Source organism: Cellulosimicrobium sp. E-16 (genome assembly GCF_049913115.1).
Taxonomy (GTDB): domain Bacteria; phylum Actinomycetota; class Actinomycetes; order Actinomycetales; family Cellulomonadaceae; genus Cellulosimicrobium.
Map to the genome: position 1 here is coordinate 393,495 of NZ_CP183974.1, position 24,990 is coordinate 418,484.

21 protein-coding genes are annotated in these 24,990 nt (G+C 74.8%); 11 read left to right on the forward strand and 10 right to left on the reverse strand.

Translation table 11 applies throughout. The features are described 5' to 3' along the window. Positions 1–28: 28 nt before the first annotated feature. From ACN9MS_RS01780 to ACN9MS_RS01795, 4 genes are read left to right on the forward strand one after another with little or no spacing between them, the layout of a single operon-like run. Entirely contained in the window at positions 29–793 is a 765-nt protein-coding gene (locus tag ACN9MS_RS01780; RefSeq protein ID WP_426310452.1) for a hypothetical protein, read from the forward strand. Then, positions 786–1,091: a transcriptional regulator gene (locus tag ACN9MS_RS01785; protein WP_047231817.1), complete on the forward strand. Its 306-nt coding sequence runs from the start codon at positions 786–788 to the stop codon at positions 1,089–1,091. Before ACN9MS_RS01780 ends, ACN9MS_RS01785 begins: the two co-directional genes overlap by 8 nt. Then, on the forward strand, positions 1,088–2,062 hold the full coding sequence (locus ACN9MS_RS01790; RefSeq protein ID WP_426310453.1) for an ABC transporter ATP-binding protein: 975 nt from the start codon (positions 1,088–1,090) through the stop codon (positions 2,060–2,062). Before ACN9MS_RS01785 ends, ACN9MS_RS01790 begins: the two co-directional genes overlap by 4 nt. Beyond that, the gene (locus ACN9MS_RS01795) at positions 2,059–2,856 is read left to right on the forward strand and encodes an ABC transporter permease (RefSeq protein WP_426310454.1); all 798 of its coding nucleotides are present in this window, start codon (positions 2,059–2,061) and stop codon (positions 2,854–2,856) included. The genes ACN9MS_RS01790 and ACN9MS_RS01795 overlap by 4 nt, the downstream gene beginning before the upstream one ends. Before the next feature lie 132 nt (positions 2,857–2,988). Here ACN9MS_RS01795 and ACN9MS_RS01800 read toward each other — a convergent pair whose 3' ends face one another. From ACN9MS_RS01800 to ACN9MS_RS01810, 3 genes are all read right to left on the reverse strand, one after another. Beyond that, entirely contained in the window at positions 2,989–5,691 is a 2,703-nt protein-coding gene (locus ACN9MS_RS01800) for a heavy metal translocating P-type ATPase (RefSeq protein ID WP_426310455.1), read from the reverse strand. Between the two features lie 102 nt (positions 5,692–5,793). Continuing rightward, entirely contained in the window at positions 5,794–6,174 is a 381-nt protein-coding gene (locus tag ACN9MS_RS01805) for a heavy-metal-associated domain-containing protein (RefSeq protein ID WP_426310456.1), read from the reverse strand. A 24-nt stretch (positions 6,175–6,198) separates the two neighbouring features. After that, positions 6,199–6,537, reverse strand: a complete 339-nt coding sequence (locus ACN9MS_RS01810; RefSeq protein ID WP_375824010.1) for a metal-sensitive transcriptional regulator — start codon at positions 6,535–6,537, stop codon at positions 6,199–6,201. 234 nt (positions 6,538–6,771) lie between these two features. Here ACN9MS_RS01810 and ACN9MS_RS01815 point away from each other — a divergent pair, with 234 nt between their 5' ends. The 3 genes from ACN9MS_RS01815 to ACN9MS_RS01825 all read left to right on the forward strand — a co-directional run bounded on the left by ACN9MS_RS01815 (position 6,772) and on the right by ACN9MS_RS01825 (position 9,220). After that, on the forward strand, positions 6,772–7,254 hold the full coding sequence (locus ACN9MS_RS01815) for a hypothetical protein (protein WP_378231706.1): 483 nt from the start codon (positions 6,772–6,774) through the stop codon (positions 7,252–7,254). A gap of 132 nt (positions 7,255–7,386) precedes the next feature. After that, complete coding sequence (locus ACN9MS_RS01820; protein WP_426310457.1) at positions 7,387–8,487, forward strand: DUF2330 domain-containing protein; 1,101 nt, start codon at positions 7,387–7,389, stop codon at positions 8,485–8,487. Between the two features lie 139 nt (positions 8,488–8,626). After that, on the forward strand, positions 8,627–9,220 hold the full coding sequence (locus tag ACN9MS_RS01825) for an HdeD family acid-resistance protein (RefSeq protein ID WP_426310458.1): 594 nt from the start codon (positions 8,627–8,629) through the stop codon (positions 9,218–9,220). Between the two features lie 49 nt (positions 9,221–9,269). On the opposite strand, the gene hemL is transcribed toward ACN9MS_RS01825, so the two are convergent. The 6 genes from hemL to hemE form a co-directional block, all read right to left on the reverse strand. Beyond that, positions 9,270–10,685: a glutamate-1-semialdehyde 2,1-aminomutase gene (gene hemL / locus ACN9MS_RS01830; protein WP_426310459.1), complete on the reverse strand. Its 1,416-nt coding sequence runs from the start codon at positions 10,683–10,685 to the stop codon at positions 9,270–9,272. Next, positions 10,682–11,716: a porphobilinogen synthase gene (gene hemB / locus ACN9MS_RS01835; RefSeq protein ID WP_426310461.1), complete on the reverse strand. Its 1,035-nt coding sequence runs from the start codon at positions 11,714–11,716 to the stop codon at positions 10,682–10,684. The genes hemL and hemB overlap by 4 nt, the downstream gene beginning before the upstream one ends. Beyond that, complete coding sequence (locus ACN9MS_RS01840) at positions 11,713–12,696, reverse strand: uroporphyrinogen-III synthase (RefSeq protein ID WP_426310462.1); 984 nt, start codon at positions 12,694–12,696, stop codon at positions 11,713–11,715. Before ACN9MS_RS01840 ends, hemB begins: the two co-directional genes overlap by 4 nt. Next, complete coding sequence (gene hemC, locus ACN9MS_RS01845; RefSeq protein WP_426310464.1) at positions 12,693–13,805, reverse strand: hydroxymethylbilane synthase; 1,113 nt, start codon at positions 13,803–13,805, stop codon at positions 12,693–12,695. Before hemC ends, ACN9MS_RS01840 begins: the two co-directional genes overlap by 4 nt. Positions 13,806–13,979: 174 nt before the next feature. Further along, positions 13,980–15,461 (reverse strand): protoporphyrinogen/coproporphyrinogen oxidase, encoded by a 1,482-nt coding sequence (locus ACN9MS_RS01850; RefSeq protein WP_426310465.1) that lies wholly within the window; start codon positions 15,459–15,461, stop codon positions 13,980–13,982. After that, entirely contained in the window at positions 15,458–16,492 is a 1,035-nt protein-coding gene (gene hemE / locus ACN9MS_RS01855; protein WP_426310466.1) for a uroporphyrinogen decarboxylase, read from the reverse strand. The genes ACN9MS_RS01850 and hemE overlap by 4 nt, the downstream gene beginning before the upstream one ends. Before the next feature lie 176 nt (positions 16,493–16,668). Between hemE and ACN9MS_RS01860 the strand changes: the two genes are divergently transcribed. From ACN9MS_RS01860 to ACN9MS_RS01875, 4 genes are all read left to right on the forward strand, one after another. Further along, complete coding sequence (locus ACN9MS_RS01860) at positions 16,669–18,090, forward strand: glutamyl-tRNA reductase (RefSeq protein WP_426310467.1); 1,422 nt, start codon at positions 16,669–16,671, stop codon at positions 18,088–18,090. Between the two features lie 227 nt (positions 18,091–18,317). After that, the gene (locus tag ACN9MS_RS01865) at positions 18,318–21,020 is read left to right on the forward strand and encodes a GH92 family glycosyl hydrolase (protein WP_426310468.1); all 2,703 of its coding nucleotides are present in this window, start codon (positions 18,318–18,320) and stop codon (positions 21,018–21,020) included. A gap of 98 nt (positions 21,021–21,118) precedes the next feature. After that, the gene (locus ACN9MS_RS01870; protein ID WP_426310469.1) at positions 21,119–22,054 is read left to right on the forward strand and encodes a Ppx/GppA phosphatase family protein; all 936 of its coding nucleotides are present in this window, start codon (positions 21,119–21,121) and stop codon (positions 22,052–22,054) included. Positions 22,055–22,177: 123 nt separating this feature from the next. Continuing rightward, a complete protein-coding gene (locus ACN9MS_RS01875) occupies positions 22,178–24,544 on the forward strand; it encodes a sulfatase-like hydrolase/transferase (RefSeq protein ID WP_426310470.1) in 2,367 nt (788 codons plus the stop codon). A gap of 5 nt (positions 24,545–24,549) precedes the next feature. Here the strand turns inward: ACN9MS_RS01875 and ACN9MS_RS01880 are convergent, their stop codons facing one another. After that, positions 24,550–24,987, reverse strand: a complete 438-nt coding sequence (locus ACN9MS_RS01880) for a VOC family protein (RefSeq protein ID WP_426310471.1) — start codon at positions 24,985–24,987, stop codon at positions 24,550–24,552. Positions 24,988–24,990: the final 3 nt, after the last annotated feature.

Here is a 24,990-nt window from a genome sequence, read left to right on the forward strand (position 1 = left end):
AGTAGTTTCTCGATCAACGGAGACGACCATGACCACCGACGACGGCGACGCCGACCGCGCCAGGACCGACGAGCCGGGAGAGCGCGCGCTCGACGTCGCCGAGACGCTCCGCGTGATCCGCGAGCAGCAGGCCCACGCACGCGACGCGACCGAACCCGACACGCGGCTGCTGTGCCTCGCGTGGGGGCTCGCGTGGCTCGTCGGGTACCTGTGCCTGTGGGTGAGCGCCGTGCGCGTCGCCGATGGCGCGGACGTCGTGCGGCTCCGGTCGGGGGCCGGTCAGGTCGTCGGGGCCCAGCCCGAGCCGTGGGCCTTCTGGGTCTTCTTCAGCCTCATCGCGGCCGCGACCGTCTTCACGATCGTCCACAGCGTGACGCGCACCGCCGGGACCCGCGGCGTCAGCGCCCGGACCGGGGCGATGTACGGGTGGTCGTGGATGCTCGGCTTCGTCTGCTACGGGTTCGTGCTCGGCGGGCTGGCCCGTGCGGGCGCGTCCACGGAGGTCATGGCGCTCGCGAGCAACGCGTTCGCCTGCATCGTCGTCGGTCTCCTGTACCTCGGCGGCGCCGTCGCGTTCGACTCCCGCGGGTTGTTCGTCCTCGGGGTGTGGATCCTCGTCACCGCCGCCGCGGCGACCTTCGCGGGGCTGCCGTTCACGTACCTGGTCATGGCGCTCGCGGGGGGTGGCGGGTTCCTGGTGATGGCCGGGGTCGAGCACCTCCTGCGCGTACGACGGCGTCGCCCCGCGTCCGGACCGACGCCTGCCGATGGGAGGGGGACGGTCGATGCCTGAGACGGAGCTCGACCCCGTCATCCACGCGCCGGCGCGCCTGCGCGTCGTCGCGACGCTCGCGGCCCTCGCGAGCGGGGACGAGCTGTCCTTCCCCAAGCTCCAGAAGCTGCTGGGGATGACGGCGGGGAACCTCTCCACCCACCTGCGCAAGCTCGAGGACGCGGGCTACGTCCGCGTCACCAAGACGCACGAGGGCCGCACACCCGCGACCTACCTCGCCCTCACGACCCGCGGCCGCGTGGCCTTCGAGGACTACACCGCCGCACTGAACACCCTCCTGAGAGGAGCTGGAGCATGAGCGCCCAGCGCACGAGCCCCACCCGGACCACCCGGCCCGACCCCGCGCCGTCGGCGACCGACCACGCCCGGCCGGTCGTCGCCGTTGACCACGTGACCCGCCGCTTCGGCACGGTCGTCGCGCTCGACGACGTGTCCCTGACCGTGGGGGCGGGCGAGCTCGTCGGTCTGCTCGGCCCGAACGGGGCCGGGAAGTCGACGCTGCTCTCCCTGATCAGCGGTCAGCGCAAGCCCGACGCGGGGACGGTCCGCCTGCTCGGCGGCGACCCCCGCGACGCGCGCAGCCGCGTCGGCCTCGGCCTCACGCCGCAGGAGACGGGCCTGCCCGCGACGCTCAAGGTGCGCGAGGTCGTCGACTTCGTCGCGGGCCACTACCCGGACCCCGTCCCGACGGCGGCGCTGCTCGACCAGTTCGGGCTCACCGAGCTCGCGGGCCGTCAGACGGGAGCCATGTCCGGCGGGCAGAAGCGCCGCCTCGCCGTGGCGCTGTCCCTCGTGGGCCGGCCGCGCGTCGTCCTGCTCGACGAGCCGACGACGGGCCTCGACGTGAGCGCACGTCAGGCCCTGTGGGACGCGATCCGCTCCTACCACGCGGACGGCGGCACGGTCCTCCTGACGAGCCACTACCTGGAGGAGGTGCAGGCGCTCGCGCAGCGCGTCGTCGTCATCGACCAGGGCGTGGTCAAGGCGGACGACTCGCTCGACGCGATCCTGCGGCGCGTGTCGCTGCGACGCGTCGTCGTCGGGTCGACGGCCGACCTCGCCGACCGGCCCGGCGTCGTGCGGTCCGACCGCCTCGGCGACGGCCGTCAGGAGCTCTACACGCCCGACGCCGACGCGCTCGTCCGCGAGCTCGTCACCTCGGGCGTGGACTTCCACGACCTCGAGATCCGGGGCGCGAGCCTCGAGGAGGCGTTCGAGCAGATGGTCGCGCGCGACGCGACCCCGACGACGGAGGCGCGAGCACGATGACCACCACGACCACCCGGGGCGCCGCACCTGCCGTCGCGCTGCCCGGCCCCCTGCGCCTCACCTGGCTGCACCTCAAGTACCAGTTCCTCGAGACGGTGCGCGTGCCCGTCGCGGTGCTGGGGAACCTGCTGTTCCCCGCGCTCGCGATGTTCTTCTTCGTCGTGCCGCAGGAGGCGACCGCCGGCAACCCCGTGGCCGCGACCACGGCCGTCGCGTCGCTCGGCCTGTTCGCGATCTGCTCGGCGAGCCTGTTCACGTACGGGCTCGGCGTCGCGGAGGACCGCCAGCTCCCGTTCGACCCGTTCGTGCGCTCGCTCCCCGCGGGCCCGGCGCCTCGCATGGCGGCGCGCGTGCTCAACGGCGGCATCTTCTCGCTGTTCGGACTCGTGCCGCTCATCCTCATCGGCTGGCTGTTCACGTCGGCGACGGTGACGTGGAGCCAGCTTCTGGCGGGCGTCGGGACGGTCCTGCTCGTGTCCGTGCCGTTCGTGCTGCTCGGCATGGCGATCGGGTACTCGCTGTCCGCGAAGGCGGCACTGCCGGTCGTGCAGGTGATCCTCTTCCCGCTCGCGTTCGCCGGCGGCCTGTTCCTCCCGCCGTTCCTCTTCCCCCCGTGGCTGGACGCGATCTCGATGGCCACGCCGACCCGAGCGGGTCGTGACCTGCTCGTCCAGGCCCTGACGGGCGAGCCGGCGTACGCGGGCGCGTGGTTCGTGCTCCTCGGCTGGACGGTGCTGTTCGCCGTCCTCGCGGTCGGCGCCTACCGCCGCGACGAGGGCCGCCGCTTCCGCTGACCCCCCCCACGCGCCGAGCACGACATGAGGGTCGTCGTCCCCAGGACAACGACCCTCATGTCGTGCTCGACGGCGGGTGGTGGCGTGCTCGGCGCCCGGCGAGGCGGGTCCCCCTCGGGGCGGGCTGCGGGGTCAGGCGGCGCGGCGCAGGCGCAGCGAGTTCCCGACGACGAGCACGGAGCTCGCGGCCATCGCGGCCCCCGCGATCATCGGGTTGAGCAGGCCCGCCGCCGCGAGCGGGATCGCCGCGACGTTGTACGCGAACGCCCAGAACAGGTTCTGCTGGATGATCCGCAGCGTCCGGCGCGAGAGCCGGATCGCCGTCGCGGCGCTGCGCAGGTCGCCGCGCACGAGCGTGAGGTCGCTCGCCTCGATCGCGACGTCCGTCCCTGTCCCCATCGCGAGCCCGAGGTCCGCGGTCGCGAGCGCGGCGGCGTCGTTCACGCCGTCCCCGACCATCGCGACGACGCGGCCCTCGCGCTGGAGCCGCGCGACGACGTCGACCTTCTGGTCCGGCAGCACGCGCGCGACCACGTCCGTCTCCGCGATCCCGACGGCGCGCGCCGCCTCGCGGGCCGCGCCCTCGCCGTCGCCCGTGAGCAGGTAGGGCCGCAGGCCGAGGTCCGTCAGCTCGGCGACGGCCACGGCCGACGTCGGCTTCACCGGGTCGCGCAGCACGAGCACCGCGCGCGCCCGGCCGTCCCAGGCGACGACGACGGCGCTCGCCCCCGTCGCCTCGGCGGCGGCGAACGCGTCGTCGAGCCCGGGGTCGCTCGCGACACCCTCGCGCGCGAGCCACGACGGCTGCCCGACGAGCACGCGCCGCGCGGTGAGCCCGCCGCCGTCGCCGCTCCCGAGCGAGAGACCCGAGTGCGCGGTGCGGACGACGGCCTCGACCCCGCCGCCCGGGGCGCTGCGGAAGTCGAACGCCTGCAGCGAGCCGATCGCGACGCCGTCGGCCCCCACCGGTACGTCCTCGCCGTCCGACGCCGGGACTCCGGCCACGCCGCGCGCGGCCGCCGTGATCGCCCGAGCGATCGGGTGCTCGCTCAGCGCCTCGGCCGCGCCCGCGTGCCGCAGGGCGTCGCGCGCGTCGTCGACGTCCTCGCGCGACCTGTCGGCGTCTCGTGGCGCCGGAGCGCGACCGTCCGGTGACAGCTCGTCCAGCGGCACGGTGCCCGACGGCGTCACGACCGCCTCGAGCGCCATCGCGCCCTGGGTGACCGTGCCGGTCTTGTCGAGCACGACCGTGTCCACCCGCCGCGTCGACTCCAGGATCTCCGGGCCCTTGATGAGCACGCCGAGCTGCGCGCCCCGGCCGGTCCCGACGAGCAGGGCCGTCGGCGTCGCCAGACCCAGCGCGCACGGGCACGCGATGATGAGCACCGCGACGGCGGCCGTGAACGCGAGCTGCGTGCTCGCCCCGGCGAGCAGCCAGCCGACGAGCGTCGCGACCGCGAGCGCCAGCACGACCGGCACGAACACGGCCGAGATCCGGTCCGCGAGCCGCTGCACCGGAGCCTTGCCCGTCTGCGCCTGCGTGACGAGCCGCCCGATCTGCGCGAGCGTCGTCTCCTCGCCCACGCGCGTCGCGCGGACCAGCAGGGCGCCCGCCGCGTTGACCGTCGCGCCCGTCACGTCGTCGCCCGGGCCGACGTCCACCGGCACCGGCTCGCCCGTGAGGAGCGACGTGTCGACCGCGCTCGACCCCTCCAGCACCACGCCGTCCGTCGCGACCTTCTCGCCCGGCCGCACGACGAACACGTCGCCCACCACGAGGTCCGCGACCGGGATGCGCTCGGTGACCCGCGCCCCGTCCGCACCCGAGCGGGGAGAACCGTCCGGCCCGAGGAGCACCCGCTCTGCGTCCTTCGCACCCAGCTCGAGCAGCGACCGCAGCGCGTCGCCCGCACGCCGCTTCGACCGGTGCTCCGCGTACCGGCCGGCGAGCAGGAACGTCGTGACGACGGCCGCGACCTCGAAGTACAGCTCGGGTGTCCCACCCGAACCAGCACCGTGGTCGCGGGACGGGACGAGCGTCGGCTGCATCCGCATCCCCAGCTCGCCCGCGCCACCCAGCAGCAGTGCCCACAGCGACCACAGCGACGCCGCGACCACGCCGAGCGACACGAGCGTGTCCATCGTCGACGCCCCGTGCCGCGCCGCGCGGAACGCCGCGGTGTGGAACGGCCATGCGCCCCATGTGACGACCGGCAGCGCGAGCGCCGCGACCACCCACTGCCACCCCGTGAACTGCAGCGCGGGGATCATCGAGACCGCCACCACCGGCACGGTGAGGACGGCCGCGACGCGCAGGCGCTGCAGCAGCACGGCACCCCGGTCGTGCGAGGCAGCACCCTGGATCGCCGAGGTCGAGCCCTGGTCCTGCGAGGGAGAACCGTGGTCACGTTCCGCGGTGGGGCGGCCGGACGCGCTCGGGTCGGGTCCGGCGGCGGCCTCGGCGTCCGTCCCGCCTTCTGCCGAGGTAGAGCCCAGGTCGGCCGAGGTAGATCCCTGGTCCCGCGCGGTCGAACCCTGGTCGCCAGGGGTGAGGTCGCGGCGGACGGTGACGCGGGCGGTGTAGCCGGCCTTCTCGACGGCGGCGACGAGGTCGGCGTCGGTGACGTCGGACGCGAGGACGACGTGCGCGCTCTCGAGCGGGAGGTTGACGGTGGCGGCGACGCCGTCGACGCGGTTGAGCCGCTTCTCGACGCGCGCGACGCACGACGCGCAGGTCATGCCCTCGATCGCGAGGTCGACCTCGGCGAACGGTCCGCCCGCGACGTCGCCCGGAGGGGTGGCGGCCGTCGTGGTGGGCGTGGGCTGGGCGGTCATGCGGGTGACTCCTCGACGGGTGCTCCGGCGTCGGGCCGGGAAAGTGCTGTCAGCACCCCACGAGCACGGGGACCCGCGGGGTGCTGACGGGTCGCGAGCGGGTCAGGCGCGCGGCGGGACCTGGAGGTCGTAGGTCTTCGTCGGGGTGGCGTCCCCCGTGGACGTGCTCGGGGCCGTGCCGCAGCCGCACGCGCACGCGTGCGCCTCCTGCTTCTCGGCGGCCTGCTCGGCGTACTGGGCGGCCAGCGCGTCCTCCTGGACCTCGACCGACGCGACCTCGTAGCCCGCCTCGTCCACGGCCTCGCGCAGCGCGGCCTCGTCGAGCGGGTCGTCGGAGAACACCGTGACCTCGGACGCGCCGCCGACGCGCAGCTCGACGCTCACGCTCTCGACGCCGGCGACGGCCTCGAGGTCCTTGGTGACGTGCGCGACGCAGTTGCCGCAGGTCATGCCGGTGACGCCCAGGGTGGTGACGGTGCTCATGGTGCTCCTCGGTGGTGGGGTGGGTCAGCTGCGGACGAGGCGGGCGATGGCGTCGGCGGCCTCCTTGACCTTGGCCGCGCCCTCCTCCTCGGACTGGCGGGCCGCGTCGACGACGCAGTGGCCGAGGTGGTCCTCGACGAGGCCGATGCTCACGGCCTGGAGCGCCTTCGTGACGGCGGAGACCTGCGTGAGGATGTCGATGCAGTAGACGTCCTCGTCGATCATGCGCGCGATGCCGCGGACCTGGCCCTCGATGCGGCGCATGCGCTTGAGGTACGCCTCCTTGTCGGACGCGTAGCCGTGCGGACCGGTGTGGGCCGCGTGCTCGTGCTCGACGGCGGGGGCCTCGGTGGTGTCGGTCATGCTCTCCTCCTCGTCCAGGCGCGGTGCCGCGACCGCGGGTCGATCGTCTTATACCCCACCAGGGTAACCGATGGATACCCCCCAAGGGTACGTCGCTCTCGTCGCGCGACGGCGACGGTCGTGACACTCGTCATGCCCACGCGATGACGGGTCCACCTCCCGCGGTGAGCGGGCGCACTGTCGGCGGCCCCGCGCCGCCGAGAGGCTGGAGGCACCCACTACGAGAGGCGCACCATGACCGACATCGTCACCGGGCTCCAGGAGCTCACCCAGGGCCTTCCGCCCCTGCTGCGCTGGGTCGGAGTCCTCCTGGCGGGCGCGATCCCGTACGTCGAGGCCGAGGGGGCCGCGATCCTGGGGGTCGTCGCCGGGGTGAACCCCGTCGTCGCGATCCTCGCCGCCGTGGTCGGCAACGCGATCGCCCTCGCGCTCGTCGTCTGGCTGATCGGCGCCGCCCGCACCGGCGTCACGCGCGGACGCGCCGCGGAGCAGTCGCCCAAGCGGCAGCGGATGCGGCAGGTGTTCGACCGGTACGGCGTGCCGGGCGTGAGCCTCCTCGGGCCCCTGCTCCTGCCGAGCCACGTCACCGCGGCCGCGATGGTCGGGTTCGGCGCGCCACGCGCTCGCGTCTTCGCGTGGGGGGTCGCCGCGGTGACGGCCTGGGCCGTCGTGCTCGGGGTCCTGGTGCACCTCGGCGTGAGCGCGGCCGTCGCCTGACGGCCGGCCGAGCCTGCCCGACGGCGGCCCGCGCGCCGGTCGCGCGGCCGTGGGTCACGCTGCTGTCACGGGCTCATCACGATTGCGGCGCTCACCGCGCGAGGCCGCTGGCGCGCCCCTAGCCTCCCAAGCATGGGCAGGGGAACCGGGGCAGAACGGGCGGTCCGCGCGACGGTCGTGGCGCTCGCGCTGGCGGGCGGGGCGGTCGTCGCGGCACCGCCCGCCGTCGCGTGCGCGTGCGGCGGGCTCGTCGACGGGCCCGCGTACGACACGTCGGTCTCGCAGGAGACGGCCGTGCTCCAGTGGGACGGCACGACCGAGACGATGCTGCTGGAGCTCGACGCGCTGTCGAACGCGCCGGAGGTCGGGCTGCTGCTGCCGACCCCCGCGCCGGCCGAGGTCGCGCTCGCCGACCCGCAGGTCTTCCGCGAGCTCGACGACCTCACGCAGCCCCGCGCCGTCGTCTCCGACCACCGGTGGTGGCCCGAGCTGGGGTTCGGCACCGCAGGCGCCGACGGTGCGGGCGCCGGGGGCGTCGCGGTGCTGGACGAGGTCCGGCTCGGTCCGCTCGACGTCACGACGCTCGCGGCGACGGACCCGGGCGAGCTCGGGGCGTGGCTCACCGAGCGGGGGTTCCAGCTCCCCGAGTCGATCCAGACCGCCCTCGCGCCGTACGTGAGCGAGGGCTGGTCGTTCGTCGCCGCCCGGCTCGCGCCGGAGGAGGCGGCGGCGTTCGACGGGACGCTGCAACCCCTGCGCGTCACGTTCGCGAGCGGCTCGCTCGTCTACCCCATGCGCATGTCCGCCGTCGCCGACGACACCCAGAGCACGCGCACCTACGTCCTGGCCGACCACCGGGTCGACCGCACCGACGCGACCGCCGCCGCGCAGGAGCCCACGGTGCGGTTCGCGGGGCGCGTCGACCCGGCGTCGGTGAGCTCGGACGAGCTCGCCGCGCTCCTCGCCGACGGCAGCTTCGTCACGTCGCACGAGCAGGTCTTCGCCGACCCGGGGACGGAGATCGTCTCCGACTTCGTCTTCGAGCAGGCCGCGGCCGACGTCGCGTACGCGCCGACCTTCGCGGTCGTGGCCGACAAGCGGATCGGCCCGTTCTTCGCCGGTCCCGTCCTCGCGTTCACGGCGGTGCTGGCGCTGGCCGCCCTCGTGGTCTGGTCGGGCCGACGGCGGCGCGCACCCGCGCCGGCCCTCGCCCCGCGGCCCGCGCGGGCGTGACGGTTCGGGCCGAGCGGGCGAAACGCGCGCTTCGCCGCGACACGCGGGATTTCTGGGTGTTCCATGGAGGCGAAGCGGGAGGCGACACAGGCCCCAGGCCGCCGGTGAGCCGGCCCGTCACCTAGCACGGGGAGTGACCATGACGACGCAGGACCCGATCCTCACCGCCTTCTCCAGCACCGCGAAGCAGGTCTGGTACTGGCCAGTGCTCCGCGGGGTGCTCGCCATCCTCTTCGGCATCATCGCGCTCGCGTGGCCGGACAAGACCGCGGCCGTGATCATCTGGGTGATCGGCATCTTCGCGGTCGTCGACGGCATCGTCGAGATCATCGAGGGCATCCGTCGCCGCGGCTCGGGCAGCGGCACCGCGTTCCTCGTGACCATGGGCGTGCTCAGCCTCGCCGTCGGCATCGTGCTGCTCGTGTGGCCGGGCAAGACCGCGATCGTGCTCACGTGGATCGTCGGGTTCTGGGCCGTCGTCTACGGCCTGTTCCAGACCGTCGCGAGCCTCGACCTGCGCAAGGTCCCCGGCAGCGGCTGGGGCTGGGGCGTCTTCGCCGGCCTCCTGGGCCTCGTCTTCGGCCTGCTCGTGCTGTTCAACGTCAACGCCGGCCTGGTGTCGATCGTCTGGATCCTCGCGATCTTCGCGATCCTCTGGGGCGTCATGCTCATCGCCTTCGGCGTCCAGATCCGCTCGCTCGGCAGGCAGGCGGGCAAGGCCGCGACGTACTGACGCGCGGCGGCCCGCCCCCCCGGAGCCGGGCGTGGGCGGGCCGCCCGAGTCAGGCCGGGGTCGCCTCCGCGGCGGCGCGGGCGGCCGCGGGGAAGGCGTCGAGGATGCGGGTCACCGCGGCGTCGTCGTGGGCAGCGGAGACGAACCACGCCTCGAACACCGACGGCGGCAGGCTGACGCCCGCGTCGAGCATCGCGTGGAAGAACGCCCGGTACCGGAACGTCTCCTGCGCCTGGGCCTGCGCGTAGTCGCGCACGCCGGCGCTCGCCGCGAGGTCGCCGAAGAACACCGAGAAGAGCGAGCCCGCGCGCTGCACACGGTGCGGGACGCCCGCGGCGTCGAGCGCCGAGCCCACGGCCGACGACAGCACGCCCGCGACCTCGTCGACGCGCGCGTAGACCGCGTCGTCGGCGAGGCGCAGCGTCGCGAGGCCCGCCGCGACCGCGACCGGGTTCCCGGACAGCGTGCCCGCCTGGTAGACGGGGCCGAGGGGCGCGAGCTGGTCCATCACGGCCGCCGGGCCGCCGACCGCGGCGACCGGCATCCCGCCGCCCACGACCTTGCCGAACGTGAACAGGTCCGGCGTGTATCCGTCCGCTCCCTGGCCGCGCAGGACCGCGTTCTCGAGGCCCCACCAGCCGCTCGGCCCGACGCGGAAGCCCGTGAGCACCTCGTCGAGGACGAGCAGCGCGCCGTGCGCCGCGGTGATGCGGCGCAGGCCCTCGTTGAAGCCCTCCGCGGGCGGGACGACGCCCATGTTGGCGGGCGACGCCTCCGTGATGACGGCCGCGATCTCGGAGCCGCGCTCCGCGAACGCCGCCTCGACGGCGGCGAGGTCGTTGTACGGGAGCACGAGTGTCTCGGCCGCCGTCGCCTCGGTGACCCCGGCCGAGCCGGGCAGGGCGAGCGTCGCGACGCCGGACCCGGCCTCGGCGAGCAGCGCGTCCACGTGCCCGTGGTAGCAGCCGGCGAACTTCACGACGACGTCGCGCCCGGTCACGCCGCGCGCGAGGCGGACCGCGGTCATGGTCGCCTCGGTGCCCGTGGACACGAGGCGCACGCGCTCCGCGGCGGGGACCCGACGGCGGATCTCCTCCGCGAGCTCGACCTCGCCGAGCGTCGGCGCGCCGAACGACAGCCCGCGGGCCGCGGCCTCCTGGACCGCCCGCACGACGTCCGGGTGCGCGTGGCCGAGCAGCGCCGGGCCCCACGAGCACACGAGGTCCACGTACTCGCGCCCCGCGACGTCGGTGACGTACGGGCCGCGGGCCGAGGCCAGGAACCGCGGGTCGCCGCCCACGGACCCGTACGCGCGGACCGGCGAGCTCACGCCGCCCGGCAGCACGCCCTGCGCGCGCACGAACGCGGCGTGGTTGTCCGCCCCGCCCGCGCCCGGCGCGCCGAACAGCGCCGCGTTCTCCGCCTGCACGGCCTCCGCCGTCCCGAAGCCTCCGGTGTCCGTCATGCCCGCGTCCTTCCGTCGTTCTCGTCGAGCCAGCCCGCGAGCTCCGTCGCCCAGTACGTGAGGATCACGTCCGCGCCGGCGCGCTTGATGCCCAGCACCGACTCCGTGATCGCGCCGCGCCGGTCGATCCAGCCGTTCGCGGCGGCGGCCTCGATCATCGCGTACTCGCCCGACACCTGGTACGCGGCGACCGGCACCGGCGACATCTCCGCGACCGCGGCGAGCACGTCCAGGTACGACCCCGCGGGCTTGACCATGACCATGTCGGCGCCCTCGGCGAGGTCGAGGTCGGCCTCGCGCAGGCCCTCGCGCGCGTTGCCCGCGTCCATCTGGTACGTGCGGCGGTCGCCCTGGAGCGCCGAGTCCACGGCCTCGCGGAACGGCCCGTAGAACGCGCTCGCGTACTTCGCGGAGTAGGCGAGGATGCCCACGTCGTCGAACCCGGCGGCGTCGAGCGCCTCGCGGATCACCGCGACCTGGCCGTCCATCATCCCCGACGGCGCCACGACGTCCGCGCCCGCGCGCGCCTGCGCGACGGCCATCGAGGCGTAGCGGTCGAGCGTCGCGTCGTTGTCGACGACGACGCCCCCGTCTCGACCCTCGGCCAGCACGCCGCAGTGCCCGTGGTCGGTGAACTCGTCGAGGCACGTGTCGGCCATGACGACCGGCCCTCCTCCGGCGTGCTCCCGCGCGGCCTCGACCGCGACCCGGATCCCGCGCTGGAGGATGCCGTCCTCCGCGTCCGCCTGCGTACCCGTCGCGTCGCGCTCGGCGGGGATGCCGAACAGCATGACGCCGCCGACCCCCGCGCGTGCGGCGTCGTGCACGGCGTCCGCGAGAGTCGCCTCCGTGTGCTGCACGACGCCCGGCATCGACGAGATCGGGCGCGGCGCGTCCAGGCCCTCCTTGACGAACAGCGGCAGGACGAGGTCTGACGCGTGCACGCGGGTCTCGGTGACGAGCCGCCGCACGCGGGGGCTCGTGCGCAGGCGGCGCGGCCGGTGGTGGCCGACGGGAAGCTGGTGGGTCACGAGGGATCTCCTTCGTCGGTCGGGTCGCCGGCGTCGGTCGGGTCGGCCGCCGAGGGTGCGACCGGGTCGCCTGACAGGACGGTGGTGAGCGCGGTGGCGAGCGCGGCGTCGGTCGGGCGCGCGGCCACGGCGTCGAGCCGCAGCCCGACGGCCCGCGCAGCTCGGGCGGTCGGGTCGCCGATCGCGACGCCTGCGACGTCGTCGCGCGGGCCGAGCTGCCCTGCGACCTCGCGCGCCACGCTCCCCGAGGTCAGCACGACGGCGTCCACCTCGCCCGCGCGCCAGGCCGCGACGACGTCCGGCGCGAGGGCGTGCGTGACGGTGCGGTAGACGGTGACGACGTGCGGGACGTACCCGAGGGCGTGCAGGCCGTCGTGCATCGTGGGCGCGGCGAGGTCCCCTTGCGGGAGCAGCACCAGGCCTCTACCTCGCGAGGTAGAGGCGTGGTCGGTCGAGGCGAGGGCCGCGAAGGTGGCGACGAGGCCGCGGGCCGAGTTCTCGGTCGGTTCGAGGTCCACCTGGATGCCGACGGCCTCCAGGGCGCGGCGGGTCGCGGGCCCGACGGCGGCCCAGCTGGACCGGCGAGCGGCGTCGTCCAGGTCGAGGCCCTGGCGGGCGGCGCTCGCGACGAGCTCGTCGATCGCGTTGACGCTCGTCACGACGACCCAGGCGAAGTCGCCGTGCGCGAGGCGGGCGACGGCGCCGTCCGCGGGGGCGGTGTCCTCGACCCGGGCGCGCTCGATCGCGGGGCTGACGAGGACGCGCGCGCCGGCGTCGCGGAGCGTCGCGGCGAGCCCGGCGGCGCGCTCGGGCGCGCGCGGGACGAGGACCGTGCGGCCGCTCAGCGGCGCGCTCGCGCCGTGACGGTTCGACGCCGGTCCGGCGACCTCGGCGGCGCCGCGCGGGCTCGTCCGCGCAGGCGGGGGCGGCACGACCGGCGCGGGGCCGCGCGACGGGTCGCGCAGGGGGCCCGGGCTCATTCCGCCTCGCCGCGGTAGCCGCCGTCGCGGAGCTGCTCGCGCGCGGTCTCGACGGCCCGGTCGGGTGACGGGTCGGCGTCGGCGGCCGTGGCCGGTCGCGTCGTCGCCTCGGCCGTCCCGGACCCGGCCCCGGCTCCGGTCTCGCGGAGCGGGGCGAGCCGGGCGGCGCCGTCGGCGAGGAGCGCGTCGGCGACGCGCGCGCCGAGCGCGCGGGCGGCGTCGTCCCGGGCGTCCTGCGACGGCGCGCCGACCGGGACCGTCGTGCGGCCGGAGTGCGTGAGCTGCTCGGCGCCGTCGACCCGGGCGACGACGGCCGTCAGCGCGATCTCACCGTCCTCGACCTGGGCGTGCGCGCCGACCGGCGCGGCGCAGCCGGCCTCGAGGCGCGCGAGGAGCGACCGCTCCGCGAGCACGGCGAGGCGTGTCGGCTCGTGGTCGAGGTCGTGCAGGGCCCGCGCGAGCACGGGGTCGTCGAGCGACGACGTGCGCACCTCCACCGCGAGGGCGCCCTGCCCGGCGGCGGGCGCCATGATCGCGGTGTCGATCACCTCGGACACCGCGTCGAGCCGGCCGAGCCGTGCGAGTCCCGCGTAGGCGAGCACCACGGCGTCGAGGTCGGCGTCCGGGCCGAGCGCGCGGGCCAGGCGGGTGTCGACGTTGCCGCGGATGTCCACGACGTCGAGGTCGGGCCGCACGGAGCGGAGCTGCGCGGCCCGGCGCGGCGACCCGGTGCCCACGCGGGCACCGCGCGGGAGCGTCGCGATGGTGAGGCCGCCGCGCGCGCACAGCACGTCGCGCGGGTTCTCGCGCTCCGGCGTCACGACGGTCAGGCCGGGGGCGGGCTCGGTCGGCAGGTCCTTGAGCGAGTGGACCGCGACGTCGCAGCGGCCGTCGAGCAGCGCCTCGCGCAGCGCGGTGACGAACACGCCGGTGCCGCCCATCTGGGCGAGCGACCCGGTGAGGACGTCGCCGTCGGTGCGGATCCGCACGATCTCGACGTCCCGGCCGGTCAGCTCCTCGAGGCGTCGGGCGACGTGGCCGGTCTGGGTGGTCGCGAGGGCGCTGCCGCGCGTGCCCACGCGGAGGGGAGGGGTACCTGCAGGGCTCACGGTCCCAGTCTCTCCCCACTTCGGCGGTGCACGGAAATGCGCACGTCGCAGCGGGGGAAATACGTGCGGGAGTGACGTGGTCCTGACGCTCGGTCAGGAACGTTCGGACAATGTGTCAGGACAATTCCTAGGAATTGCCGAACTCTCTTTCTCGGGATTCCGGTAAGGATTGCCTCACTCCACCACGGCGAGGTCGCGCGCGCATTCCTGCGCGTGCCCGACGATCGCCGCGAGCCCCGTGCCGGCGATCCAGCCCCCGGTCACGGCGAGCCCGGGGACGGCGTCGACGCGGGCGACGAACGCCGCGACCTCGCGCCTGAACGCGGGGGTCGGCGGGGGCAGCGCGCCGTTCCAGCGCGTCACGACGTGCCCGAGCACGCGGCCGTGGAGGTCCACGCCGAACAGTCGCGAGGCGTCGGTGACGACGCGGTCGAGGTCGGGCTCCGTCGTCGCGCCGATGCGTCCGTAGCTGAGCCGCACCACGTGGTGGCCCGGGCCGACGGCGCCGCGCACGCGGTCGCGCAGCCAGGGCCACTTGGCGGTCGAGTGGGTCAGCGCCTTGGCCTCGACGTCCGACGGCGGAGCGGCGCGGCCCGCGTCCCGGTGCGGTGGCGCGACGAGCAGGCCGGTCCCGCGCGGTGCGTCGTCGAGCTCGGGCGCACGGAGGAGGAGCGTGACGAGGCGGACGTCCGCGCCGGGCTCCGGGTCGGGCAGCAGGTCCGCCGCGGTGCCGACGAGCGGGCCGAGCGCGTCCACGAGCGCCGGGGTCGTCACGACGAGCCGCGGCGCGGCGAGCTCGAGCGGCCCGTCGGGCGTCTGCGCGCGGACGACCCAGGCACGGGAGGACCCGCCGCCCCCAGAAGGTTCACGGCCCAGGTCCCGGCGGGTGATCTCCGTGACCTCGTGGCGCAGCCGCACGTCGGCGTCCGCCGCGAGCGCCTCGACGAGCCGGTGCATGCCGCCGTCGATCCCGCGCACGGCCGAGCCCGCAGGCGCGAGCGCGCGCAGCGACGCGACGGCACGCGCGAGCGACCCCTCGCGCTCGAACGCCTCGCGGAGCCCCGGGGCGACCGCGGCGACGTCCAGCCGGTCGAGCGGGGCCGAGTGCACACCGGCCGCCACGGGGGCGACGAGGCGCTCTGTGACGCGCGCTCCCATGCGCGAGCGCGCGAACGTCTCGAGCGTGCGCAGGTCCGTGAAGCGGCGGGGCAGGACGCGGTCGAGGCTCGCGCGCAGCGCCCCGCCGACGCCGACCGCGCGGCGCACGTCGGCCGACCACGGGTGGGCCGGGATGCCGAGCACGCCCGCGCGGGGCAGCGGGTAGGAACGGCCGGCGGCGTAGCCCCAGGCGCCCGCCCCCGACGGCTCGACGACGTCGAGGCCCAGCGCGGCGACGAGGTCGCCGACGGCCGCGCCCCGGGCGGCGAAGGACTCGGCTCCCAGGTCGACGCGGACACCGTCGAGACCGGGAAGGTCGCCGCCGCGGACGGGCCCGCCGGGAACGTCGGCGGCCTCGAGCACGGCGACGCGCAGCCCCTGCTCGCGCAGGGTCCGGGCCGCGGTGAGCCCCGCGACCCCCGCGCCGACGACGACCGCGTCCACCTCCTCGGGGACGGTCCCGGGGGAGGTGCGGGACGTCGTCGGCTCGCTGCTCACCGTCGGGTCGCCTCCTCGCGCGCGTCGTCCTGTCCCGTCCAGTCTGCGCCGAGCGCGTGGACCAGGCCGACGACACGCGTCAGGACGTCCGGGTCGGTGTCCGGCGGGACGCCGTGGCCGAGGTTCACCACGTGCCCGGGCGCGGTGCGCCCGCGCCGCACGACGTCGCGCACGTGCGCCTCGAGCACGTCCCACGGCGCGGCGAGCAGCGCGGGGTCGATGTTGCCCTGGACCGGGACGGGGGCGTGCCCGTCGGCGAGGAGCCGGGCGGCGTCGTCGAGCGGCGTGCGGTAGTCGACGCCCACGGCCACGTCCTGCACCCCGGCTGCGCTGACGGCGTCGCGCATCGCGGGCAGCAGGTGGCCCGTGCCGGTGCCGAAGTGGACGACCGGCACGCCGAGGTCGGCGACGTGGGTGAGCGCGCGCGTGCTCGCCGGGGCGGCGCCCGCCGCGTAGTCCACGAGCGAGAGCGAGCCGGCCCAGGAGTCGAAGAGCTGGGCGGCGCTCGCGCCCGCCTGGACCTGGGTGCGCAGGAACGTGCCGGTGAGGTCGGCGGCCCAGTCGACGAGGCGCTGCCACGTCTCCGGGTCGCCCCGCAGCAGCGCGCGGGCCGCGAGGTGGTCGCGCGACGGCCGTCCCTCGACGAGGTAGGCCGCGAGCGTGAACGGCGCGCCGGCGAACCCGATGAGGGGGGTCGTGCCGAGCGCGTCGACGGTCAGCGCGACGGCCTCCCGGATCGGGGCGAGCGACTCCTCGGTGAGCCCGGTCTCCACGAGGCGTGCGACGTCGTCGGGCGTCCGGTACGCCTGGCCCATGACCGGGCCGACGCCGGGCGCGATGTCGACCTCGACGCCCGCGAGCCGCAGCGGCACGACGATGTCGGAGAAGAAGATGCCCGCGTCCACGCCGTGGCGGCGCACCGGCTGGAGCGTGATCTCCGAGGCGAGGTCCGGGCGCAGGCACGAGTCGAGCATGCTCACGCCCTCGCGCGCCGCACGGTACTCGGGGAGGGACCGGCCCGCCTGGCGCATGAACCACACCGGTGTGATTTCCGGGCGATTTCCCGTCGCGCCCGCGCGCAGGGCCTGCACGAGCGGGGAACGGTCCGTGCGGCCGTCGGTCAGGGGATGGCCCGAGGAAAGGGCGACAGGAATCACAGCTACCGATTCTGCCTCCCTCCCGGTGGAATGATTAAATCGGAGGCACTGTGGCTCTTCTCTCCCTCACGGCCAGCCACCACGAGCTCGACCTCGACGCCCTGGAACGACTCTCCACCGGGGCCCACTCGATCGGCGGCTCCGCGGTCGCGGCGTGCGACGTGATCACCGGTGCCGTCGTCCTCGCGACGTGCAACCGGTTCGAGCTGTACCTCGACGTGGACGCGCCCCTCGACGGGACGGGCGTGCAGCACGCGACCGAGCACGTCGCGCGCATGGTCGCCGGCGCGTCGGGCGTCACGCCCGCCGAGGCCCTCGCCTCGTTCCGCACGCGGGCCGGGACCGAGGTCGCCGAGCACCTGTTCGCGGTCGCGTCGGGCCTGGACTCGATGGTCGTGGGCGAGCGCGAGATCGCCGGCCAGGTAAAGCGTGCGCTGGAGGCCGCGCACGCCGACGGCGCGACCTCCTCGACGCTCGAGCTCCTGTTCCAGACGGCGTCCCGCACGTCCAAGAGGGTCAGCACGCAGACGACGCTCGGCGGCGCGGGCCGCTCCGTCGTCGCGCTGGGTCTCGACCTCGCAGCGGCCGAGCTGCCGCCGTGGCACCAGGTGCGGGCCGTCCTCATCGGGACCGGGTCGTACGCCGGCGCGAGCCTCGCCGCGCTGCGCGCGCTCGGGTGCGACGACGTGCGCGTCTACTCGCAGTCCGGGCGCGCCGAGGAGTTCGCCGCCGCGCGCGGGGTCGAGGCCGTGACCGACCTCGTCGAGGCGCTCGAGGACGCCGACCTCGTGGTGTCGTGCTCGGGCGCGCGCGGGCGGGCGCTCGCGGCGGACGCCGCGCGTCCGGGAGGGGACGCCGACCGCCGTGAGCAGGCCATCGAGCACGTGCTCGACGCGGCCGCCGTGGTCCGTGCGCGCGATCGCGCCGCCGTCCGCGCCGGGGTCGAGCCCGCCGCCCGCCCGACCGTCGTGCTCGACCTCGCGCTGCACCGCGACGTCGACCCGCGCGTCGCGGACGTCGAGGGCGTGCTGCTCTACGACCTCGCGACGCTCGCCGCGCACTCGCCGTCGACCGCGTCGGAGCTCGTCGGGCAGGCGCGCGCGATCGTGGACGACGCGACGCGCGCGTTCGAGGAGACGCGGCTCGGCCGGGCCGCGGACACCGCGGTCGTCGCTCTGCTCGCCGACGCGGAGCGGCGCATCGCGCTCGAGGTGGCCGACGTCGTCGCGCTGCGCGAGGCGGACGGCGACCCGGTCGAGCCGGACGAGGCCGACGAGATCGCGCGCGACGTGCGACGTCGCGTCCACGCCGACCTGCACCGCGCGATCGTCGAGGCCCGCGCCGAGGCCGTCACGGCCGCGACGGCGGAGGAGCGCGCCGTCGTCGCCGACGCGCAGGCGCTGGCCGACGAGGCAGCAGGCACGGCGCGGCCGGCGAGCCCGGGATCGCTCCCCACGCCCGCCGCACGCTGAGGAATCACCCCGGGTTCGGGTGCCGTACCCCTTCGTGTCCGACCAAGTCGTTCGTTCGGGCACGCAATTGACAGCGCAGTCATAGCCGGGAGAGAGTGGCCGGCGGACGCCCGTCGTCGACCAGGAGCACCGTCGCCCCCGCCACGAGCGGCCCGGGCGGCACCTGACCGACGGCCCCGGGGCGCCCCGGGCGACGACGCCCGGTCGCACGTCGAAGAGGACATGGCATGAGACGACCACGACTCGCCCTGCTCGCCGCGGGGCTCGCGCTCGCCGTCGCGCCGGGCACGCTGCTGCCCGCCGCCGCGGGCGCCGCCCCCGGCACCGAGGGCGCCGTCACCGCGACCGCGGGCGACGACCTCACGCTCGAGGTCAACCCGTTCGTCGGCACCGAGAGCGAGGGCAACGCCTACCCGGGCGCGACCGTGCCGTTCGGCATGGTCCAGCTCAGCCCGGACAACACGAACTCCTACGCCTCGACGTCCTACAGCACGAACGCCGGGCGGGTGTGGGGCTTCAGCCACCGGCACGTCAACAGCGCGGGCTGCCCCGCGGCGGGCGAGCTGCTCGTCACGCCGGACACGAGCGCGACGCCGCGCACGTCGCGCTCGTTCATCGCCATCAAGGACCAGAAGAACACCGAGCACGCGTCCGCCGGGTTCTACGAGGTGACGCTCGCGAACGACGTGCACGCCGAGCTCAGCGCGACCACGCGCGTCGGCGCGCACCGGTACACGTTCCCCGCCTCGACGACGTCGCACCTGTCGTTCAACGTGGGCCAGACGCTGCGCGACGCCGGCGCGAGCTCGGTGTCATGGGTCGACGACCGCACGCTCGAGGGCTGGGTCGACAACGGCGGCTTCTGCGGCGGCACGCCGGACAAGCAGCGGTACTTCTTCAGCGCGACGTTCGACCGCCCGGTCGCGTCGAGCGGCACGTGGGGGACCGACGCGCGCTACGTCGCGGGCTCCACGACGAGCGAGGTCGCGAGCGGCAGCAACGGCGCCGTCGCCGTGTTCGACACCACGACCGACCGCGACGTCGAGGTCAGCGTGGGCGTGTCGTTCGTGAGCGTCGACGGCGCGCGCGCCAACCGCGAGGCGGAGGCCACGGACGAGGGCGGCCAGGTCGCGTTCGACACCGTGCGCGAGGAGGCCCGCGACGCGTGGAACGCCGAGCTCGGGCGCGCCGCGATCGACGCGTCGCCCGACCAGCGCCGCGTGTTCTACACCCAGCTCTACAAGACCCTGCTGTCCCCGACGATCGGCAGCGACGTCGACGGGCGGTACCGCGGCACGGACCTCGACGTCCACCAGGCCGACGGCTGGGACTACTACCAGAACTTCTCGCTCTGGGACACGTACCGCACGCAGGCGACGCTGCACGCGCTCCTGCTGCCCGAGCGCGCCCAGGACATCGTGCGCTCGATGTACCAGCACCGCGTCGAGGGCGGCTGGCTCCCGCGCTGGTCGCTCGGCGCGCTGGAGACCAACATCATGGCGGGCGACCCCGTGACGCCCTGGCTCGCGGAGAACTTCGCGCTCGGCACCGTCCCCGACGACATCGCCGACGAGCTGTGGGACTACCTCGTGGAGAACGCGACGACGACGCCCCCGGCGGACGTCGCGTCGGTCGGCCGGCGCAGCACCGAGTTCTACGCCGAGCACGGCCACGTGCCGTTCTACCCGGAGAACGAGGGCGGCCTCGGCGGCCAGTTCGAGGAGTACCGCCACGGCGGCTCGGCCACGCTCGAGCTCGCGCTCGCCGACGCGAGCCTCGGTGCCGCGGCGGAGCGCACCGGCCGCGAGGGCGGCCAGGCGTTCCTCGACAAGGGTCGCAACTGGCGCAACCTGTGGAACCCGGACGTCCAGCTCTCGGGCGGGTTCCAGGGCATGGTCAACGCGAAGCGCCCGACGGGCGAGTTCGTCACCCTGCCCGAGCTGACCGACGTCACGCGCTCCGGCTTCCACGAGGGCGTGCCGTGGCAGTACCAGTGGATGGTGCCGCAGGACGTCACGGGCCTCCAGGAGGTCATGGGCGGCGAGGACGGGTTCGTCGAGCGCCTCGACTACTACTTCGACCAGCCGGCGCTCGCCGCGAACCCGGGCGTCTCCCCGAGCACGTGGGCCAAGGGCGGCAGCTCGTACTACACGACGATCCGCTACAACCCGGGCAACGAGCCGACGATCACGAACGCGTGGCTCTACGGCTACGTGGGCCAGCCGTGGAAGACGAACGACGTCCTCGCCGCGAACCTCAACCGCTTCCCGGACACCCCGGGCGGCGGCGTCGGGAACGACGACCTCGGCACGCTCGCGGCCTGGTACGTCATGGCGTCGCTCGGCTTCGAGCCGGTCATGCCCGGCTCCGGCATCCTCGCGCTCAACGCGCCCAAGGTGCAGGCCGCGACGCTCACGACCGACGCCGGGGCGACGCTGGAGATCGACGCGGCGGGCGCGAACGAGAAGCTCCCGAGCTACGTCGCGGGCCTCGAGGTCGACGGCGTCGCGCACACCGCCGCGTGGCTGGACGTCGCGGCGCTCCAGGACGGCGGGACGCTCGACTTCGACCTGTCCGACACCAGCGCGGGCCTCACGTGGGGCACCGGAGCGGCCGACCGCATCCCGTCGGTCTCCGCCGTCGCCCCGCCCGCGCCAGTCGAGGTCGAGGCGAGCGCGCGCTGCCTCGGCGGCCGGGCGTTCGTCGCGGTCCGCGCGACGAGCACGGCCGAGGCACCCGTCGACGTGACCCTCACGACGCCGTTCGGCGAGCGGACGGTGCGGCACGTGCAGCCGGGCAAGAACGCCTACCAGTCGTTCACGACGCGCGCCACGTCCGTCGAGGCGGGCACGGCGACCGTCACGGTCGTCGCCGCGGACGGCACGACGTCCAGCGTCGACGCGGCGTACGACGCGCTGGCCTGCGACTGACCGCCGGGTCGCCGCGGGTGCGCGCCGCGCACCGGACGAGGGCCGTCGTCGGGCAACCCGCCCGACGGCGGCCCTCGCCGCGCCGCTAGGCTCGCCGCGTGAGCACCACCACACGCCTGGGCGTCCTCGACATCGGCTCGAACACCGTGCACCTCGCCGTCGTGGACGCCGCGTACGCGGCGCGCCCCGTGCAGGCGGCGGGGGCGCGCACGGTCGTGCGCATCATGCGCTACCTCCGGCCGGACGGGTCGCTGTCGCCCGAGGGCGTCGCGGCGATGCTCGCCGCGGTCGACGACGCGATGGCGCTCGCGCGCGAGTCTGCGGTCGACGAGATGCTGCCCATGGCGACGTCGGCGCTGCGCGACGCGACGAACGGCCCTGAGGTGCTCGCCGCGATCGGCGAGCGGGTGGGCCAGCCGGTCCGCGTGCTGTCCGGGGAGGACGAGTCGCGCCTGACGTTCCTGGCCGCACGGCGCTGGCACGGGTGGGCCGCGGGGCGTCTCCTCGTCCTCGACATCGGCGGTGGCTCGCTCGAGATCGCGTCGGGCGTCGACGAGGAGCCCGACCTCGCCGCGTCCCTCCCGCTCGGTGCCGGGCGCATGACCATGGCGTTCCTGCCCGACGACCCGCCCGCGCCCGAGCAGGTCGAGGCGCTGCGCGAGCACGTGCGCGCGACGCTCGCGCCCACCGTCGAGGCCTTCCGGGCGCTCCCCGCGCCCGACCATGTGGTCGCGACGTCCAAGACCTTCCGCTCGCTCGCGCGGCTCGCGGGCATGCAGACCGAGGCCGTCGGCCCCGACGACCGGTGGCGCATGCGGCGCTCGCAGCTCGCCGACTGGGTGCCGCGGCTCGCGCGCATCACGGCGGAGGGGCGCACCGCCCTGCCCGGCATCACGCCCGAGCGCACGTTCCAGATCGTCGCGGGTGGGGTCGTCGCCGTCGAGACGATGCGCGCGCTCGGCGTCGACGAGGTCGAGATCTGTCCGTGGGCGCTGCGCGAGGGCGCGATCCTGCGCCGCCTCGACCACAGCTGAGGTCGTCGGTGTCGGAGACCCCCGTCGGCGGCCGAGCTCTCACTCCATCTGGGTGATGTGTGGCCGGAGGCCGCGCAGCTAGCGTCGGAGGCGTCCGTCCCCACCCGACCGAGTGGAGGGCCCATGCGCCCCGACCGGCACGCCCGCGCGATGCTCCCGATCCCTGACCGCCCGCCGGTCGGCCTGACGACGTACGACGCGAAGGACCCCGAGACGTCCTACCCCCCGATCGAGCCGTTGCTGCCGCCGGAGGGTGCGCCCAACGTCGTCGTGATCCTTCTCGACGACGTGGGCTTCGGCGCGTCGAGCGCCTTCGGAGGGCCGTGCGCCACGCCCACGGCGGAGCGCCTCGCTGCCCGCGGGCTTCGTCTCAACCGCTTCCACACCACGGCGTTGTGCGCTCCGACGCGGCAGGCGCTGCTCACGGGCCGCAACCACCACTCGGTCGGCATGGGCAGCATCACGGAGACCGCGACCTCGGCGCCCGGCAACAGCTCGGTCCGACCGAACACCAAGGCGCCCCTCGCCCTGACGCTGCGGCTCAACGGATACTCGACGGCGCAGTTCGGCAAGTGCCACGAGGTCCCGGTGTGGCAGTCGTCGCCCCTGGGCCCGTTCGACGCCTGGCCCACGGGTGGCGGTGGCTTCGAGACGTTCTACGGGTTCATCGGTGGCGAGAACAACCAGTGGGACCCGGCGCTGTACGACGGCACGACCCCCGTCGAGCCGCCGGCGACGCCCGAGGAGGGGTACCACCTCACCGAGGACCTCGTGGACCACGCCACGGTGTGGGTGCGGCAGCAGAAGGCGCTCATGCCGGACCGACCCTTCTTCGTCTACCTCGCCCCCGGCGCGACCCACGCCCCGCACCACGTGCCTCCTGAGTGGGTCGAGAAGTACCGTGGCGCGTTCGACGACGGGTGGGACGTCCAGCGCGAGCACACGTTCGCGCGGCAGAAGGAGCTGGGCGTCATCCCGCAGGACGCCGAGCTCACCGTGCGGCACGACGAGATTCCCGCGTGGGACGACATGCCGGACGAGCTCAAGCCCGTGCTCGCGCGTCAGATGGAGGTCTACGCCGGGTTCCTCGAGCACACCGACCACCACGTGGGACGACTGATCGACACGCTCGAGGAGCTGGGAGTCCTCGACGACACGCTCGTGTACTACATCGTGGGTGACAACGGCGCGTCGGCCGAGGGGACGGTCAACGGCGCGTTCAACGAGATGGCGAACTTCAACGGCATGGCTGCCCTCGAGACGCCGGACTTCATGCGCTCGAAGCTGGACGAGCTCGGCTCGCCCAGCTCCTACAACCACTACGCCGTCGGCTGGGCGTGGGCGATGGACACGCCGTTCCAGTGGACCAAGCAGGTCGCGTCGCACTGGGGCGGGACCCGCAACGGGACGATCGTGCACTGGCCGAGCCGCATCGCCGAGAAGGGCGGCCTGCGCTCGCAGTTCACCCACGTCATCGACATCGCGCCGACCATCCTCGAGGCGGCGGGTCTGCCCGAGCCGACGGTGGTCAACGGCGTGCAGCAGTCGCCGATGGAGGGGACGAGCATGCTGTACGCGCTCGACGACGCCGACGCCCCGGAGCGCCACGACCTGCAGTATTTCGAGATGTTCGCCAACCGCGGGATCTACCACCGCGGCTGGAGCGCCGTCACCAAGCACCGCACGCCGTGGGTGATGGTCGGTGGCGAGCTGCCCGCGTTCGACGACGACGTCTGGGAGCTCTACGACGGCTCGCGCGACTTCAGCCAGGCGCACGACCTCGTCGCCGAGCACCCGGACGTCCTCGCGAGGCTCCAGCGCCTGTGGCTCATCGAGGCCACGAAGTACAACGTCCTCCCGATGGACGACCGGACGTCGGAGCGCCTCGAACCGTCGATGGCCGGTCGGCCCACGCTCCTCCGGGGGACGTCGCAGATCTTCTACCCGGGCATGGGACGGCTGTCGGAGAACAGCGTCGTGAGCATGAAGAACCGGTCGTTCTCCGTCTCCGCGGACGTCGAGGTGCCGAGCACCGGCGCAGAGGGCGTGATCATCGCCCAGGGCGGCCGGTTCGGTGGCTGGAGCCTGTACGTGCACGAGGGACGGCTCACCTTCACCTACAACGTCCTCGGGATCCACCTGTTCACCGCCGTCGCGGACGAACCTGTCCCGGCCGGGAGCCACGTCGTGCGCATGGAGTTCGCGTACGACGGCGGAGGGCTCGCCAAGGGCGGGGACGTCACCCTCTTCCACGACGACGCCCCGGTGGGTCGGGGCCGGGTCGGGACGACCCAGCCCATGGTGTTCTCGGCCGACGAGACGACGGACATCGGCTACGAGTCCGGGACCTGCGTCTCCCCGGACTACACGACGCGCACGAGTCGCTTCACGGGGCGTCTGCACCGCGTCGTTCTCGACGTCGGCACGGACAGCCACGACCACCTCGTGAGCCCGGAGGAACGGATGCGGATCGCGATGGCCAAGCAGTAGCCGGGTCAGCGGGGCGGAGAGGCCGGACGCTCCGTGAGGCTGAACCAGTTGCCCGAGTCGTCGACGAACACGGCCTCGACGCCGTACGGGCGGCGCGTCGGCGGCTGCCGGAACGTCACGCCTCGGGCGCTCAGCTCGCGGTACGCACCCTCGCAGTCGTCGGTCTCCATGACGCCCGCGCCCAGGGAGCCCTTCGCGACGAGCGAGCGCAGCTGCGCGGCGGACTCGGGGTCGCGGCCCATCGCGCAGTCGGACAGGACGATCGTGCGGCTCGGGTCGCCCTCCGGACCGACGGTGAGCCAGCGGAAGCCGGCGCCCGCGCCCTCGAACTCCGCTCCCATGGACACGTCGTCGCGCAGCTCGAACCCGAGGACGTTCGTGTAGAACTCCTTCGCGGAGTCCTGGTCGAGCACGAAGACCGTGGTGTGGGACAGCGTGAGCATCGG